At 63.9% G+C, this 13,931-nt stretch carries 16 protein-coding genes; 5 read left to right on the top strand and 11 right to left on the bottom strand.

Annotation, left to right across the window (positions count from 1 at the left end):
- Positions 1 to 90: 90 nt before the first annotated feature.
- Entirely contained in the window at positions 91 to 1,872 is a 1,782-nt protein-coding gene (locus C2L66_RS29425; protein WP_060604585.1) for a hybrid sensor histidine kinase/response regulator, read from the bottom strand.
- 161 nt (positions 1,873 to 2,033) lie between these two features.
- Between C2L66_RS29425 and C2L66_RS29420 the strand changes: the two genes are divergently transcribed.
- The gene (locus C2L66_RS29420; RefSeq protein ID WP_060604588.1) at positions 2,034 to 2,432 is read left to right on the top strand and encodes a GFA family protein; all 399 of its coding nucleotides are present in this window, start codon (positions 2,034 to 2,036) and stop codon (positions 2,430 to 2,432) included.
- Positions 2,433 to 2,504: 72 nt separating this feature from the next.
- On the opposite strand, the gene C2L66_RS41365 is transcribed toward C2L66_RS29420, so the two are convergent.
- Positions 2,505 to 2,654 (bottom strand): DUF6496 domain-containing protein, encoded by a 150-nt coding sequence (locus C2L66_RS41365; RefSeq protein WP_007582875.1) that lies wholly within the window; start codon positions 2,652 to 2,654, stop codon positions 2,505 to 2,507.
- Positions 2,655 to 2,861: 207 nt separating this feature from the next.
- On the opposite strand from C2L66_RS41365, the gene C2L66_RS40860 reads away from it, so the two are divergent.
- Both C2L66_RS40860 and C2L66_RS29415 read left to right on the top strand, forming a co-directional pair.
- The gene (locus tag C2L66_RS40860) at positions 2,862 to 3,107 is read left to right on the top strand and encodes a hypothetical protein (protein WP_148654602.1); all 246 of its coding nucleotides are present in this window, start codon (positions 2,862 to 2,864) and stop codon (positions 3,105 to 3,107) included.
- Positions 3,070 to 3,351 (top strand): DUF6723 family protein, encoded by a 282-nt coding sequence (locus C2L66_RS29415; RefSeq protein ID WP_035998814.1) that lies wholly within the window; start codon positions 3,070 to 3,072, stop codon positions 3,349 to 3,351. The genes C2L66_RS40860 and C2L66_RS29415 overlap by 38 nt, the downstream gene beginning before the upstream one ends.
- Before the next feature lie 29 nt (positions 3,352 to 3,380).
- On the opposite strand, the gene C2L66_RS29410 is transcribed toward C2L66_RS29415, so the two are convergent.
- The gene (locus C2L66_RS29410; RefSeq protein WP_060604591.1) at positions 3,381 to 4,970 is read right to left on the bottom strand and encodes a diguanylate cyclase domain-containing protein; all 1,590 of its coding nucleotides are present in this window, start codon (positions 4,968 to 4,970) and stop codon (positions 3,381 to 3,383) included.
- Between the two features lie 369 nt (positions 4,971 to 5,339).
- Here C2L66_RS29410 and C2L66_RS29405 point away from each other — a divergent pair, with 369 nt between their 5' ends.
- The gene (locus C2L66_RS29405) at positions 5,340 to 6,080 is read left to right on the top strand and encodes an SDR family NAD(P)-dependent oxidoreductase (RefSeq protein WP_060604594.1); all 741 of its coding nucleotides are present in this window, start codon (positions 5,340 to 5,342) and stop codon (positions 6,078 to 6,080) included.
- A gap of 29 nt (positions 6,081 to 6,109) precedes the next feature.
- On the opposite strand, the gene hpnR is transcribed toward C2L66_RS29405, so the two are convergent.
- From hpnR to C2L66_RS29390, 3 genes are all read right to left on the bottom strand, one after another.
- Positions 6,110 to 7,651, bottom strand: a complete 1,542-nt coding sequence (hpnR, locus tag C2L66_RS29400; protein WP_060604597.1) for a hopanoid C-3 methylase HpnR — start codon at positions 7,649 to 7,651, stop codon at positions 6,110 to 6,112.
- Between the two features lie 250 nt (positions 7,652 to 7,901).
- Positions 7,902 to 8,390 carry a cupin domain-containing protein gene (locus C2L66_RS29395; protein WP_054933235.1) on the bottom strand — a complete coding sequence of 163 codons (489 nt, stop codon included), beginning with the start codon at positions 8,388 to 8,390 and terminating at the stop codon, positions 7,902 to 7,904.
- A gap of 120 nt (positions 8,391 to 8,510) precedes the next feature.
- On the bottom strand, positions 8,511 to 9,812 hold the full coding sequence (locus C2L66_RS29390; protein ID WP_060604600.1) for a sugar efflux transporter: 1,302 nt from the start codon (positions 9,810 to 9,812) through the stop codon (positions 8,511 to 8,513).
- Positions 9,813 to 10,045: 233 nt separating this feature from the next.
- On the opposite strand from C2L66_RS29390, the gene C2L66_RS29380 reads away from it, so the two are divergent.
- Positions 10,046 to 10,576, top strand: a complete 531-nt coding sequence (locus C2L66_RS29380; protein WP_060604606.1) for a hypothetical protein — start codon at positions 10,046 to 10,048, stop codon at positions 10,574 to 10,576.
- On the opposite strand, the gene C2L66_RS29375 is transcribed toward C2L66_RS29380, so the two are convergent.
- The 5 genes from C2L66_RS29375 to C2L66_RS29355 form a co-directional block, all read right to left on the bottom strand.
- Positions 10,573 to 11,439 carry a S66 peptidase family protein gene (locus C2L66_RS29375; protein WP_060604609.1) on the bottom strand — a complete coding sequence of 289 codons (867 nt, stop codon included), beginning with the start codon at positions 11,437 to 11,439 and terminating at the stop codon, positions 10,573 to 10,575. The genes C2L66_RS29380 and C2L66_RS29375 overlap by 4 nt on opposite strands.
- A complete protein-coding gene (locus C2L66_RS29370) occupies positions 11,436 to 11,963 on the bottom strand; it encodes an ankyrin repeat domain-containing protein (protein ID WP_007582862.1) in 528 nt (175 codons plus the stop codon). Before C2L66_RS29370 ends, C2L66_RS29375 begins: the two co-directional genes overlap by 4 nt.
- Positions 11,964 to 12,174: 211 nt before the next feature.
- Entirely contained in the window at positions 12,175 to 12,639 is a 465-nt protein-coding gene (locus C2L66_RS29365) for a hypothetical protein (protein ID WP_054933240.1), read from the bottom strand.
- A 136-nt stretch (positions 12,640 to 12,775) separates the two neighbouring features.
- Positions 12,776 to 13,303 (bottom strand): GNAT family N-acetyltransferase, encoded by a 528-nt coding sequence (locus C2L66_RS29360; protein ID WP_060604612.1) that lies wholly within the window; start codon positions 13,301 to 13,303, stop codon positions 12,776 to 12,778.
- The gene (locus C2L66_RS29355; RefSeq protein ID WP_060604614.1) at positions 13,300 to 13,890 is read right to left on the bottom strand and encodes a helix-turn-helix domain-containing protein; all 591 of its coding nucleotides are present in this window, start codon (positions 13,888 to 13,890) and stop codon (positions 13,300 to 13,302) included. The genes C2L66_RS29360 and C2L66_RS29355 overlap by 4 nt, the downstream gene beginning before the upstream one ends.
- Positions 13,891 to 13,931 lie beyond the last annotated feature (41 nt).

Here is a 13,931-nt window from a genome sequence, read left to right as displayed (position 1 = left end):
GATCGATCAATGGTGAGGTTTTGCGGGACCCGCGCAAAGTGACGTCGTCGTGCGCATCCCAGCTCACCTTTCGTGCAAGCGGGACTAGCTTCAGACAAGACCGCTGATGTTCCGGCCGTCGCGATGCGACAGCACGTCGGCGAGCCGCTCCATCGAAACAGGCTTGGTCAGGTGATAGTCGAAGCCTGCCGCGAGCGCACGCGACTTGTCGGACTCGGAGGAGTAGCCCGTCAGCGCGATCAGGAACATATGCGCCAGCGCCTTGTTCGAGCGGATGGCGCGCGCCACTTCGAAGCCGTCCATCTCCGGCATCCCGATATCGATGATGCCCACTTCGGGCAAGGTCTGTGCCGCGACCTTCAGCGCATCGCGGCCGCTGCGCGCGACGATCACGTCATGACCTTCCAGCTCTAATACCAGATGCAGCGCGTCGAGCGCGTCGGCGTTGTCGTCGACGAGCAGGATGCGGCTCGGCGCGGCGCTCGCTGCCGCCGCTGTGGCGTCATGCGCGGCGAGCGGCTCACGGTCGAGTATCGGCAGGCGCAGCACGACGCGCGTGCCGCGCCCGACGCCCAAGCTGTCGAGCGTAATGGTGCCGTCATGCAGTTCGATGAGACGCTTCGCGACCGCGAGCCCGATGCCGAGTCCGCCTTCCGAGCGGCGCGCGCTCGAGGGCGACTGCGCGAACAGCTCGAACACATGCTCGAGCGCTTCGGGACTCATGCCGACGCCGTTGTCCTCGATGACGATCGACACCATGCCGCCTGCGCCGGCATCATCGGCTGCGCTTTCCGTGTCGGTCTGCACGCGCAGTTGCAGCGTGCCGCCCGCAGGCGTGTATTTGGCCGCGTTCGACAACAGGTTGCCGACCACCTGGCTGAGGCGAACGTGATCGGCACGTACGTGAACGGTCTGGTCCAGCCCTTCGATCACGAGGCGATGCTTGCGTGCATCGATGTGATGCTTGAGCGCCGTGATCGCGTCGTACACGATTTCGTTCAGCGACGTGCGGCTGTACTTGATCGCAAGCTTGCCGTGCCGCAGGCGCGCGGCATCGAGCAGATCGTCGACGAGCGTGCGCAGCTGGCGCATCTGCCGCTGCGCGATGGCGAGGACATCGGTGGCCTGCTCCTCGCCTGCGCACAGCAGTTTGAGCGCGGTAATGGAACTGTCGATGGGCGCCATCGGATTGCGCAATTCATGGCCAAGCATCGCGATGAATTCGTCGCGCCGGTGCGCGGCGTCTTCGAGCGCGCGCCGCGCCTGTTGTGCCGCCTCGGTTTCCGCTTCGGCGGCCTGTTGCGCATCGAGCAGCGTGAGCGCCGCGCCGGCGAGCACGGCAAGGTTGCCGAGCAGGCGCACATCTTCGCGATCAAAACGATGTGCACCGTGCGACGCGACCCAGATCGCGCCGAGCGGTTTCGATTTGGGGCAACGAATCGGAATGGGCGTGATGATGCCTTCCGTGATGACCGCGCCCGCATCGCGCAGGCTCTTGAAGTAGGTGTGCGGCTCGACGAACAGCTGCGGCGCGCCGAGTTCGAGCGTCATCCCGCACGGACATTCGGCCCACGCCGTCGTTTTGCCTTCAAACGCGGCACACGCGCCCGCGACCGCACGCCAGCGGAAGACGGCTGCGCCTTCGCTCGTCGTTTCGAGCAGGCTGATGCCCGCGCTGCCTGCGCGGCACGCGCCGAGCGCCGCACCGGCGATGGCTTGCAGCAAGGTGTCGCGGCGTCCCGTTTGCGCGCCTGCGACGGTGACGAGCGTGCGGACTTCGGCGGCGTGATCGGGTGCGCGCGCCGGCCGGTCCTTCAGATCGTCCGTGCGCAGTACGCCCGCCCGGCGGGCACTTTCGATACCGTCGCTCATGATGCTCGATGGGGAATGAGTCTCCGCAGCGTGCTATGGCGTTGGCAAGCCGCGAGGTCGATATCGACGAATTATAGGCGTTGCGTCCGGGATTTTCGCGTCCCTCGTTGTTGGTATGTTCCCTGCGTATCAATGAAGATCGGTCTTCAAGGAGGTGAGCGATGAACCAAAAAACGTTTGAAGGCGGTTGCGCATGTGGTGCAGTGCGTTTTCGCGCGAGCGGGCCGCCGATGCGCGTCGGCATGTGTCATTGCATGACATGTCGGCAGGTGCACGGATCGGCATTCGGCTCGTATGCGATATTCGACGGCAGCGCTGTCACGTTCACGGGCAATACGCGCGAATGGCGAAGCTCGGAACAGGGGCGCCGTCATTTCTGTCCGCTGTGCGGATCGGTGGCGTTCATGGTGTACGCCGATCGCGCTGAAATCGCCTTACCGCTTGGCGCTTTCGACGAGACGGGACTGTTCGAGCCCGCCTATGAACTCTGGTGCAAGCACAAGGAACCGTGGCTGCCACGCGGCGTGCGTCCGGAATACGACGAGGAACGCGCCCATTAGCGGGTGCGGAGGAACGACGGACAGGCGCTGCGCGGTCGGATCGATCCCACCGCGCAGTGTCGCCTCGGATGTCTAGCTGTGCTTCTTCGGAATCTTTGCGCCTGACTTGCGCGCCTGATTCAGCGCGATAGCGACAGATTGCTTTTGCGATTTGCCCGCCTTCTTTTCGGCCTTGACGTTGTGCCCGATGGTTTCCTTCGATGTGCCTCGCTTCAGTGGCATGTCGCTCTCCCTTTTCCAATTGCAAAGACGCATGACGTTGCGCCGCGAGCGCGCCGCAGCGCATCGCCGCGGCTCGTGTATCAAAGCATGCGCCGTTCCCGGCGAGCGGCGCACCTGTTGCACACGCTGGAAGACGCGCCCACGGCGCGCTCGTGAAGCGTTGGCCCAAAAGCGGTACGTCGCTTGCTGAAAGGGAATGCAAGGACGTTGAGCACAGACATCGCGAGAGCGGCAATTTTTGCCGCACCGGCGGCCACGCGCAACTGCATGGATATCCGCGCGCGTGCCATCTGGCGTCGCGATCCGCATGAATCGTCCGCATTCCTGTGCATTCACAGCGCAAAGGAGTGCGTCATTTCAACCGGTATGCCGGCAACAGCGCCGAGTCCGGCATCCACAGTACGGGAGTTGCAAGATGACAAGGCCACGGATGATTTTCCCGAAAGCGCGTAATGCGGTGGCCTCGAGACCCGAGTCGACGGACGATTATCAGATCTACGCCACCTATCGCCGCACGACGGAAGGTTCGTATATGGGGCAGTTGAAGGTCGTGCGCAAGACGGATGGCCGGTTGCTGTTTCCATTCACGGGCGCACCCGACATCGGACCGTTCGCCGACGGCGACCAGGCGCGCGAAGCCGCGCAACGTCACGGCGAAACCGTCGTGCAGTCGGATCTCGACAATCCTGAGCCGTGAGGTCACGGCACCGTCGGCACTAAGCGGCACTAGACCGTGGCAGTCATCGCCGGCTGTGGATGGCTGGCGGCGTCGAGGGTCGAGAAAAAGCAGAGGTTGTTCTTGCCCATGTTCTTCGCGACATACATCGCGCGGTCCGCCCGCAAAAGCAGTTGTTCCGCGTTGGCAGCGTCGTTGGGGTACAGACTGATGCCGATGCTTGGCGTGACGCTCACGGCGTCGCTGCGAAGCGCGATAGGTTGGCCGACTGCAGTGAGCACCGCCCGCGCGACGGGTTCGATCTGCCGCATGCACCCGACCTCTTCCAGAATGACCACGAACTCGTCGCCGCCAAGACGCGCGACCGTATCGCTCTCGCGGACGCTGTGCACGAGCCGCTCCGCGACGGCTTTCAACACATCGTCGCCGACGGCATGCCCACGCGTGTCGTTGACCTGCTTGAAGCCATCGAGATCGATGAACATGACGGCGATGTGCGTGCCATGGCGTTTGGTGCGGGAGATGGCGTGCTTCAGACGCTCGTCGAGCAGCACGCGGTTGGGCAGTCCTGTCAGCACGTCGTGCGTGGCGAGGTTGCGCAGACGCTGCTCGTGCTGATGGCGTTGCGTAATGTCGCTGAGAATCGCCACGTAGTGCGTGTAGCTGCCATCGCGTCCTTGCACGCCTGCAACGGACAGCGACTCCAGATAGATATCGCCGCTCTTCTTGCGGTTCCAGACTTCGCCATGCCAGTGGCCCGTTTCCTTCAGGCTTCGCCAGAACGCGCGATAGAACTCGGGCGGTTGACGGCCGGAGCTCAGCAGTCTTGGATTGCGCCCCAGCACTTCCTGTTGCGCGTAGCCGGTGACCCGCGTGAAGGCGGGATTGACCCGCTCGATATTGCCGCGCGAGTCAGTGATCATCACGCCGTCGCGCGTCAGCTCGAACACGCGATTGGCCAGCCACGAGTGATAGCGCGATTCGCTCAACGCGTCATCGCGTTGGCGCAGGAGCCAGATCGACACGCTGACCGCGCCCGCCACGCAAATCACGATACATGCGAACGTCGCCCAGAACATCGTGCGAAAGACGGATTCGCTCTTGCCGGCAAGCTCCGCCGCCTGCCACGAGTTGACGTCGATGCACTGGCCCATCAGCGAATCGAAGCCGTTGAGGAACTCGAGGTTGTCGTCGAACCACTTTGCCGCCGCCGCTCGATCGCCCCGTTCGAGCAACATGACTGCTTTTCGGAGCACCGCACGGAACGTCGGTAACCCGTTCGCGATCCTGTCGGCGATCAATGCTTCGCGCGGGTTGCTGATGCCTTGCGGGTAATACGCATTCCATGCCTTCTCGGTGAGCACCTCGTCTGCTTCAATCACTCTGATCGACGCGGCTGTTCTCACAGGATCGAGAAACTGGCTCGCCTTCCAGAATTCGCGGCGCGCATCGAGCGCGGCTGTGCGGAGCTCGTTCAATTGCGCGATGGGAAGCATGTTTCCCTGATACAGCGTGCGCGTGTACGCGTCGAGCCTGGCGAGCCCCGCCAGGCCGGAACTTGCGAGCGCAATCAGCACGGCGACGCCGGCGAACAGTATGCCGGCAATCTGGTGGCGGTAGAGACGCGTAATGGTCTTCATGCAATGTCTAAGTGCGAGGGCAATACGGTGCACGACGGGGCGCAGTCCACTCGCGTTCTGCGTCGGTACAGTCGAAACGGCCGGATTGTCAGTGCCCGTGGTCCAAGGCCGCGAGACGCATGCCTGTTCGCGTCGCGATCGTGCCGCGTACGAGGGTCTTTGCGAGCGGACCCTTTCATTCCCCGTGAATGGACGCGTAACGGCATCGAGCGAATAGCAGATTGACGAAGAATCAGGCGGCGCTCAATGATTTTTGTCACATTCGCGGACACACGAGCATGCAGTTCACGGGCAGCCGTGCACATCCGCTGCCTATAATCACGCGACCATTCCCGCGCCGCATGCGCGAGAGGACAACGGAGGCACACGATGAAGCGAAACAGCGCACTGGTGATCGGCGTCGGCGCGGAACTCGGACTGGGTGCGGCGCTGTGCAGGAAGATCGCTGCAAACGGGTATCACGTGTATGTCGCGGGCCGCACGCAGGTCAAACTCGACGCCGTGACGCACGGCATCGCGGGCCAAGGCGGATCGGCCGAATCGTTCGCGATGGACGGCACATCGGAAGCTGACATCATGCGTCTCTACGATCACGCGATGTCGCCGCCCGACAATATCGATGTGCCTTCGCTCGTCGTCTATAACGTCGGCAACAACCGGCGCGTTCCGTTTCGCGACCTGACAGAAGCGCAGATGCAGGACTTCTTGCGCTCCGGGCCGGTGGGCGGCTTTCTGGTGGGACGCGAAGCGGCGCGGCGGCTCGCGCCGCTCGGCCGTGGCACGGTGATCTTCACGGGCGCATCGGCGAGCCTGCGCGGCAAGCCTGGTTTCGCGCATTTTGCCGCGGCAAAAGCCGGGCTGAGGATGGTCGCGCAAAGCATGGCGCGCGAGTTCGGGCCACTCGGGCTGCATGTCGCGCATGTGGTGATCGACGGCGGCATCGACGGCGAGCGCCTGCATGTCTCGCGTCCGCAGGCCGCCGCCGAGCGCGGCGAAAACGGACTGCTGAATGTCGACGCCATTGCCGAAGCGTACTGGCAGCTACATCTCCAACATCCGTCAGCATGGACGCACGAAATCGATCTGCGTCCTTTTAAAGAGCCGTTCTGAGCGGGCGGGCCAGGCGCGCCCGATTGCGATCAGCCCGTACCCATGCGGGTCTGATCGACGAATTTTTCGGTCGCGTCGTCGATCTTGCGGCCTTTGCGTCCCGCCGGGCCGTGCACGTACAGCACCTTGACGTTGCTCTCCTCGGGCGGTTGCGCGGGCGGCGGCGTCATCTCGTAGCGCACTTCGCGCGCGTGATCGCTCAACTGCAGATTGGGATCGAACACCGAGTTGAAGCGCCACAGCATGCGCACGAAGTTGGTCTGTCCGCGCATCAGCAGCGAAGCCGCTTCGCCCGCCGCGCGATACAACGCGCCCCAGCCGAGATGCTTGCGGTTGAGCACCTGTTGCGTGCGTACCAGTTCCGCGTAGAACTCGGCTAACGGCAGCTTCGTCGGCAGCACGGCATGCTGGATGTCGTAGAGCCGATAGTCGAGGCTCGTCAGCCGCCGTTGTTCGCGCAACCAGATTTCCGTGCCCGGATACGGCGTGGTCACGCTGATGTTCACGATCTCGGGAATCTCCAGACACCATTGCCGGATTGTTTCGAAGCGCTCGTGATCCCAGTCGGGATCGGCGATCAGATTAATCGCGACCGTGATGCCGAGCGAGCGCGCGAACGCGAGCGCCTCGAAGTTCTTGTCGACGTCGATGCGTTTGCGAAACGCCTTCAGTCCTTCGGCGTCGACGGCTTCGAGTCCGATGAACATGTATTGCAGGCCGAGCGTGCGCCAATATTCGAACACTTCCTTGTTGCGCAACAGCACGTCGCCGCGCGTCTCGAGGTAATACTTCTTGCGGATGCCGCGCCGCTCCACTTCACGTCCGATCGCCATGCCGTGATCGGCATGCACGAAGGCGACGTCGTCGACGATGAACACGCCCGGCTCGCGAATCGATGCCAGTTCATCGGCAATCACTTCGGGGCTGCGCGAACGATAGCTGCGTCCATAGAACGTCCACGCGCTGCAGAACGTGCAGTCCCACGGACAGCCGCGCGCAAACTCGATCGACGCGCACGGATCGAGCACGCCGATGAAGTACTTGCGCCGGTGCCGCAACAGATCGCGCGCGGGACGAATCTGGTCGAGGCTTTCGGTGAAGCCGGGCGGCGGGCCTTCGCCGTCGTGCGTGACGACGCCCGGAATGCGCAACAGCTCGCCCTTGCGCGCAACGGCAGTGAGCAGATCGACGACCTTCGCTTCGCCTTCGCCCTTGAGCACGCAATCGATCGCACCTTCCGCGTGTTTCAACATGTCGCGCGCGGTGAACGATGCACTATGTCCACCGACAAACACGAAGCAGCCCGGCAAATGCGCCTTGATCGCCTTCGACAGATCGATGATTTCGGGGATATTGGCGAGATAGTTGGCGGAGAAACAGACTGCGTCGGGCCGCCACGTGCGCACGAGATTGTGCAGTGCGCGATGGGATTCGACTTGCAGGTCGATCAGGCGGACATCGTGGCCGGCTTCGCGTATGACGGCGGCGACCGTTTCGAGCCCGAGCGGCTCGAGGCGCAGATACACGCGGGTGTACATCAGGCCACTGGGGTGAACAGCGAGCACCTTCATGAGATCTCCTTGCGGCGGAAAGGGCGCGCGTGCTGGGACGCTGCGTGCCGGGCTTTCGTGCTGGTATCCCTGGTACGGGTCGACTGCTGAGCCTGTGCGTCCTGCCGGACCTCACCGCAGTGGGCTCTACCTGATTCTACTTGTCATCGCGCGGGTGTGCTCGGTGGCGGGCGCGGGCAGTTGGAGGTGAGGGTTTTCGGGAGCCGGGGCGGCTTGCGTGTGGAGGGCGCCCGTCTGGCAGCCCTTGGCGTCAAACCGGGTCCGGCTTCCCGTCGTGGTCGCCGAGCGGGCGGGTTGGCCAGTCCACCCAGCGATCCGGGCGGGTAAGCTCATATGCTTCGTTGAGCGGATAACGAATACGGTTATCGTCGCGCGGACGTTCGCCTATCACCATCAGCCTGACGTCCTCCTTCGTATTGTTGATGAAGGTATGGCAGATGCCGGTGCCTGCCGGAAACGCGACGGAATCGCCTTCAGCAATGGGATGAAGCGTGCCGTCGATCCATACGTCGGGCTTGCCTTCGAGCACGTACACGAACTCCTGTTCGGTACTTTCGGCGTGTGGATACGATGTCCTCCGGCCAGGTAGAAGCCTGATGTGATGAATGCCGATACGCGTAATGCCGAGCGCGGCGGAAAGCGGCGCGTCCAGCGCCATTGGCTCGGTATCGCCGCGATAGGAATGCGCATCCGGTTCTTCGAGTTCAGTCCAGTGCTTGATGAAATCCGGTCGGTTCATCAGTCGCTCTCCTTTGGATTGGATGTCGATAATAACGGCTTGCGGGAAGAACAAGACGCCTTGGCCGCGCGGGATTGTGCGTGCCGGCCAGGATGGCGAGCTATCGCACCGCGACGGGACTCACTGAGCAGGATGCCGCCAGTCTTCCCACGCATCCCGCGCCCGCAGCGCCATGCGCTTCCACGGCGGATCGGCAAACAGAATCAGCGCGCCGAGCGCGAGGCATCCGCAGACAAGAAACGTCCCACGATAGCCAAGACCCGCAACCAGCACACCCGACAATACACCCGACAGTATCGACCCGACCCGCGAAGCGTTGAAGAACAGCGCCGTCGCGGCGCCGGGCGAACGCGGCATCAGGTCCTGCATATACGTCATGCCGAGACACGACGTGACAGCGACGACGAATGCATTGAAGGCCTGCATGGGGATCAGCACGTTGACCGTGCCCGCCGCCGCGACTGCGATGAAATACACCACATGCACGGCCGCGCACGCCGCGAGCCATTTCAGCTTGTTGAGCGTCGAGCCGCGCGCGCCGAGCGCGAGCATCATCGGAATTTCGAGGAATGCGCCGAGCCCGAGCATGATCGACACATCGAGCCGCGTGCCCTTGAGGCCATGCACGACGTAAAGCGGCAGCACGATCATCGTCGCGTTCGCGGCGAGGCCGATCAGCGTCAGCGCGACGACGGAACGCCAGATCTGCCGCTGCGTGCCGGGTGCATGGGGCGGCGAGGGCGGCGGCGGCTCGGCGGGCTCGGTGACGGTCGTCACTTCGAGCGACGAAGCCGGGTCGCCCGCATAGTGCACCGGCGTGCTGTGCGGATCGCCAGCGGGCGATTCGCGCATGCGCCACACGATCGCGCCGCACGCCGCGAAGCACGCTGCCGCGAACAGGAAGAGCCCGTAAAAGCCCGCGCCCGCCAGCACCAGCGCACCGACGGACGGCCCGAACACCCACGCCATCGACAGCACCGTGCGCAGCGTCGCCAGCGCGAACGAGCGCTCTGCTTCGTCGTGCACGGGCAGCGCCGCGCGACCGAACGAGAACACCAGCGACATCGCCGAGCCGCCCGCGCCGAGAAACGCCACGCCGATCACGAGCAGCGTCAGATAGTTGCGCACGAAACAAAGCAGCAGAAAGCCGAGCGAGGCCGCGATCAACGCGGCCAGCAACAACGCGCGATGATGCCCGTGCCGGTCGGACCATTTGCCCGCCCACGCGCTTGCGACGACGCCGCTCGCGGCGATCAGCGTCATGAACAGACCGAGCTGCAGCGGCGTCATGCCCGTCTGCTCGACGCCGAACAACGACAGATACGGTGCGGTGAACGACATCGCGATGCCCAGCATCAGCGTCGCGCCGGCAAGCGGCATGAAAGAATGAATGCGCGTGAGACTGGCGAAGCGGGAGTTCATCGAGGGCGCGTGTTCGAACTGTGGGATGCGGGCGCAAGCGGGGAATCGCGCACGGAAGAGGCATTGTCGAACGCAAAGCGCGTCGCGCGCAACGCAGTTTCGTCATGTTGTGCAAAGAATGCGCGCCGCATGTGTGAAAACGGCAGAAGCCCGCCCGGCATCAAGGGCAAGCGAAATGCGCCGACGTGCAGCGCTTAGACTGATTGACTCATTACGTTGACATGCTTTGACAGATGACCGAACTCAAAGGCTCAATCGAATCCTACATATTGGCGAAGGACGGCAACCGTCCGCATCTGTTGACGGATGCCTTCGCGCGCGATGCGTCTTTGGCGATGACCGTGAAAACGGCCGCCATCGCGTTTCCGCAAGAAACTCACGGGCGTGATGCGATTGCATCCGTGCTGGTGAGCGAGTTCGCGTTGAAGTACGAGAACGTGTACACGTTTTGCGTCGGCGCGGTGCCCGCCGCTCACCAAAGCCAGTTCTCGTGCGACTGGCTGGTCTGCATGACGGAAAAGGCGACAGGCGCGGCGCGTGTCGGCTACGGACGCTATGAGTGGACGAGCGATGGGCAATCGTCGCGAGTGACGCGGCTGCACATCACGATCGAAGACATGGCGACACTCGCCGCAGAATTTGCCGAAAGCATCTTGCGTTGGGCGAGCCGCTTGCCATACCCGTGGTGCGCGCGCGACGCGCTGAAACAAGACGCGCCGGACATCGAAACCGTTCAGCGCGCCGTCACGCAACTGACGCGCTAACGCACCAGCTGATCGCCCTCGAGCGCTGCCGGCGCGCCATAGGTCCACGCGTGATTGCGCGAACCGTGGCCGATCGGAAAGCCGGCGTAAATCGGCACGCCGTACGGCTTCAACAGATCGACCATCATGTCGTGTAGCGTGAAGTCAGCGTTTTCAGGCAGCGGACAACGAATGAAATCGCCGAGCACGAATGCACGCGCGCCGTCGAACACGCCTGCTTCGCGCAACTGCATGACGCTGCGGTCGATCCGATAGGCAAGCTCGGTCACATCTTCGAGCAGCACGATCGCGCCGTCGCAGCGCGCCTGCCATTGCGTGCCCGCAAGACTCGCGAGCACGGTAATGTTGCCGCCCGCAAGATGTCCTTCGACACGACGTCCATCCGAACCAGACAGAAGCTGCAACGGCGCGGGCGCGGCGCGCTCTTCGTGCAGTTCGGCGAGCATGCTGGCGCGCGAAGCGTCGTCGAGTTTGGTCGCGAGGCCGTTCAAGGTCGGGCCGTGAATCACGCGCACGTTCGGCATGCCATGCAGCGCACCGAATAGCGCGGTCGCGTCGGAAAAGCCCACGAGCGTTTTCGCGCACGGCACGGCATCGGGCAGCGCATGCAGCGTATAAATGCTGCCGTAGCCGCCGCGCGCCACCCAGACGATATCGACGGAAGGATCGGTCAACGCGCGATGCAGATCGGCCGCACGATCTTCATGCTTGCCCGCGTGATAGCGATAGCGGTCGCGCACATGCGCGCAGACCTGCACGCGCAGGCCCCAGCTTTCGAGCAAGGCGATGCTTTGCTCGACGTGCTGCATGTCGGGCACGCCCGCCGGCGCGACGACGGCGACTGTCTTGCCTTCCAGCTTCATGCGCCCGCCTTTTTCGCGAGCAGCGCGGCCGTTTCCGGTGCGCCCATGCGGCTTGCCGCGTCGGCGGCCGACACGCCGTTCGCATCGCGAGCGTCGGGGTTCGCGCCATGCGCGAGCAGCAGCTCGACCATTTCCGTGCGATTGAACATGGCGGCGATCATCAACGCCGTGCGTCCGTCGGGCGATGCGCCTTCGACATCCGCGCCATGCGCCAGCAGCGTCTGCACGACATCCTTGAAGCCCTTGAAGGCCGCGCCCGCGAGGGGCGTCTGTCCGTTGTCGTTGCGCAGGTTCGGGTCCGCGCCGCGTTCGAGCAGCACGCGCACCGCGTCCGCATGGCCGTGATAGGCGGCGAGCATCACGAGGCTGTCGCCTTTCTCGTTGCGCAGATTGGGCGGCGCGCCTTTCTCGATGACGGCGGCCAGCATGTTCGCTTCGCCGCGCCGGGCTGCGTCGAATATTTCGCGCGCTACTTCGAGCAGATCAGGATCGATGTCGTCTGGGCTGCGCTTGTCGTCTGTCATGAAGCTTCTCCACTGTCGAACGAACGTCGCCGATTGCGCGGCGCGTCGGGTACAGCAGAGGATACAGGCAATGCCTGTTTGATGTTGCCCCTGGCCGGGTCATGCGTTGCCCCGTAAAGGATACGCGGGATACGCGACGTGGACAGGCAGAAGCGTTTGCTGGGAGGCTTCGGTAACGGTGAGGATTTTCGGGAGCCGTGTCCCGCAGCGCTTACGCCTGCTTGCGGATGGTCGGTTCCGCGTCGCCGTTTGCCATGATGCGGTCGAGCCGGGCGCTCGCATCCGTCAGCGCGCTGAGCGGCGCACGCTGCAATTGCGCGTCGTAAGTGCTGACGATGTGCGAGAGCAGTTCGACATGCGCTTCGTCGATACACCACTCGTCGCTCGACCGGCCTCGCTCGAACGTGACGGCAAGCGCCTGATCGGCGGTGCGCAGCTGATCGTAGGTCATCTCACCGTAGCCGAGGTCGCACAGAAAGCCGGTCAGCAGCATCGTCTGCGTGAGCGTCTGCGCGGCGCTCATGCTGCCTGCGCCGCGACGCAGCGCGTCGAGGGCAATGTGCACGGGCAGGATCAGCTCGACGGCCATGCTGCGCGGAATCGGCAGAAGCATGGCTTTTGCCTGCCGCGCGCGCGCTGCCTGATTGCTGCCGGGAAACGGAATGGTCTTGGCCATATCGCCTGAGAAAAAATTGGGAATGCTCTAGCGATAACGGCGCAACGCGGAAAAGATTAAGGGCTGATTTCCCTAAACCGCAAACGTTTGTCGAATCTCATATTTCCCTATTTTGCAGGACGGGTGAGCGGCGGCTTTAGAGATGCTTGAAGTAGAAGGTCGTGCCGCAAAACGATCCATCAGGCATCAACGCGTAGTTCGGCACTTCACCGACGCGCTGCCAGCCCGCACGCTCGTACACGCGCTCGGCCTCGCCGCCCGTCACGGTGTCGAGGACGAGCACGGACTTGCCTTCGTCGCGGGCCACGGCATCGGCGGCGGCCACCAGCCGGTGCGCGACGCCTTGCCGACGCGCGCGGCGATGCACGAGCATCTTCGCGACATCCGCGCGATGCGGCTGATTGTCGGGCTGCGCGAGCACCAGCTGCACCGTGCCGGCGATGCGCCCGTCCGTGTCTTCGGCGATCAACAGCGCGCGCTCGCCGCGTTCGACCCCGGCCGCCACCATTTGCCAGAACGCGACTGCCTTGTCGCGCGAGAGCGGCCACATGAAGCTGACGGAAGCGCCGCCCGCCACGCAATCCATCAGCACATCGGCAAGGCCGTCGATGCACTGCGCGGCTTCGTGCGCGCCGACGCGCCGCACGCTGATCGTTTCCGTCATGCGTTTCTCCTCACGGATGAAAACGGCAGCGTCGACAGCGCCACCAGATAACGCGCCGGTTTGCGCGTCGGGTTGTGAAACACGGTCGGGCAATCGAGGCGCATCGCCACGCAGTCGCCCGCTTCGAGCCGCCAGTGCGCGTCGCCGGCGCTGATTTCCATCGCGCCTTCGATCAGCCAGATCTGCTGATGGATTTCTGCCTCGCGCGCACCCGTCTCGTAGGCCACGCGCTGGCCGGCGGGAAAGTGAACCTCCACTAACTGGATCGGCGAGGGCAACGCCGGAGAGAGGCTGCGCCGCACATAGCCGGACGCCGGATCGGTCCAGACGGCCTGCTCTGCGGCGCGCGCGAGCGGCGATGGCGACCCGGCGGGCGTCGCGGGCGCTTCGAACAGCGACGCGAGCACGACGCCGAGCGCCGTGGCGAGCTTGTCGAGCACGGCTGCCGTCGGGCTGCTTTGCCCGCGCTCGATCAGCGAGATAGTCGAGCGGCTCACGCCGCTGCGTTCGGCCAGTGCTTCGAGCGACAGCCCGTGGCTGTCGCGCAGTTCGCGCACGCGGCGCGCAATCAGTGCATGGATGTCCATGACATCTAGAATACTGGATCAAAATTCCAGTATGTTGGATT

The sequence above is a fragment of the Paraburkholderia caribensis genome (assembly GCF_002902945.1).
Taxonomy (GTDB): Bacteria; Pseudomonadota; Gammaproteobacteria; order Burkholderiales; family Burkholderiaceae; genus Paraburkholderia; species Paraburkholderia caribensis.
This window is presented reverse-complemented; position numbering and strand designations above follow the sequence as displayed.

What these genes read in the sequence shown, in the direction of transcription:
- C2L66_RS29425 (WP_060604585.1), bottom strand. Translation starts at nt 1,872, where the DNA reads ATGAGCGACGGTATCGAAAGTGCCCGCCGGGCGGGCGTACTGCGCACG.
- C2L66_RS29420 (WP_060604588.1), top strand. Translation starts at nt 2,034, where the DNA reads ATGAACCAAAAAACGTTTGAAGGCGGTTGCGCATGTGGTGCAGTGCGT.
- C2L66_RS41365 (WP_007582875.1), bottom strand. Translation starts at nt 2,654, where the DNA reads ATGCCACTGAAGCGAGGCACATCGAAGGAAACCATCGGGCACAACGTC.
- C2L66_RS29415 (WP_035998814.1), top strand. Translation starts at nt 3,070, where the DNA reads ATGACAAGGCCACGGATGATTTTCCCGAAAGCGCGTAATGCGGTGGCC.
- C2L66_RS29410 (WP_060604591.1), bottom strand. Translation starts at nt 4,970, where the DNA reads ATGAAGACCATTACGCGTCTCTACCGCCACCAGATTGCCGGCATACTG.
- C2L66_RS29405 (WP_060604594.1), top strand. Translation starts at nt 5,340, where the DNA reads ATGAAGCGAAACAGCGCACTGGTGATCGGCGTCGGCGCGGAACTCGGA.
- hpnR (WP_060604597.1), bottom strand. Translation starts at nt 7,651, where the DNA reads ATGAAGGTGCTCGCTGTTCACCCCAGTGGCCTGATGTACACCCGCGTG.
- C2L66_RS29395 (WP_054933235.1), bottom strand. Translation starts at nt 8,390, where the DNA reads ATGAACCGACCGGATTTCATCAAGCACTGGACTGAACTCGAAGAACCG.
- C2L66_RS29390 (WP_060604600.1), bottom strand. Translation starts at nt 9,812, where the DNA reads ATGAACTCCCGCTTCGCCAGTCTCACGCGCATTCATTCTTTCATGCCG.
- C2L66_RS29380 (WP_060604606.1), top strand. Translation starts at nt 10,046, where the DNA reads ATGACCGAACTCAAAGGCTCAATCGAATCCTACATATTGGCGAAGGAC.
- C2L66_RS29375 (WP_060604609.1), bottom strand. Translation starts at nt 11,439, where the DNA reads ATGAAGCTGGAAGGCAAGACAGTCGCCGTCGTCGCGCCGGCGGGCGTG.
- C2L66_RS29370 (WP_007582862.1), bottom strand. Translation starts at nt 11,963, where the DNA reads ATGACAGACGACAAGCGCAGCCCAGACGACATCGATCCTGATCTGCTC.
- C2L66_RS29365 (WP_054933240.1), bottom strand. Translation starts at nt 12,639, where the DNA reads ATGGCCAAGACCATTCCGTTTCCCGGCAGCAATCAGGCAGCGCGCGCG.
- C2L66_RS29360 (WP_060604612.1), bottom strand. Translation starts at nt 13,303, where the DNA reads ATGACGGAAACGATCAGCGTGCGGCGCGTCGGCGCGCACGAAGCCGCG.
- C2L66_RS29355 (WP_060604614.1), bottom strand. Translation starts at nt 13,890, where the DNA reads ATGGACATCCATGCACTGATTGCGCGCCGCGTGCGCGAACTGCGCGAC.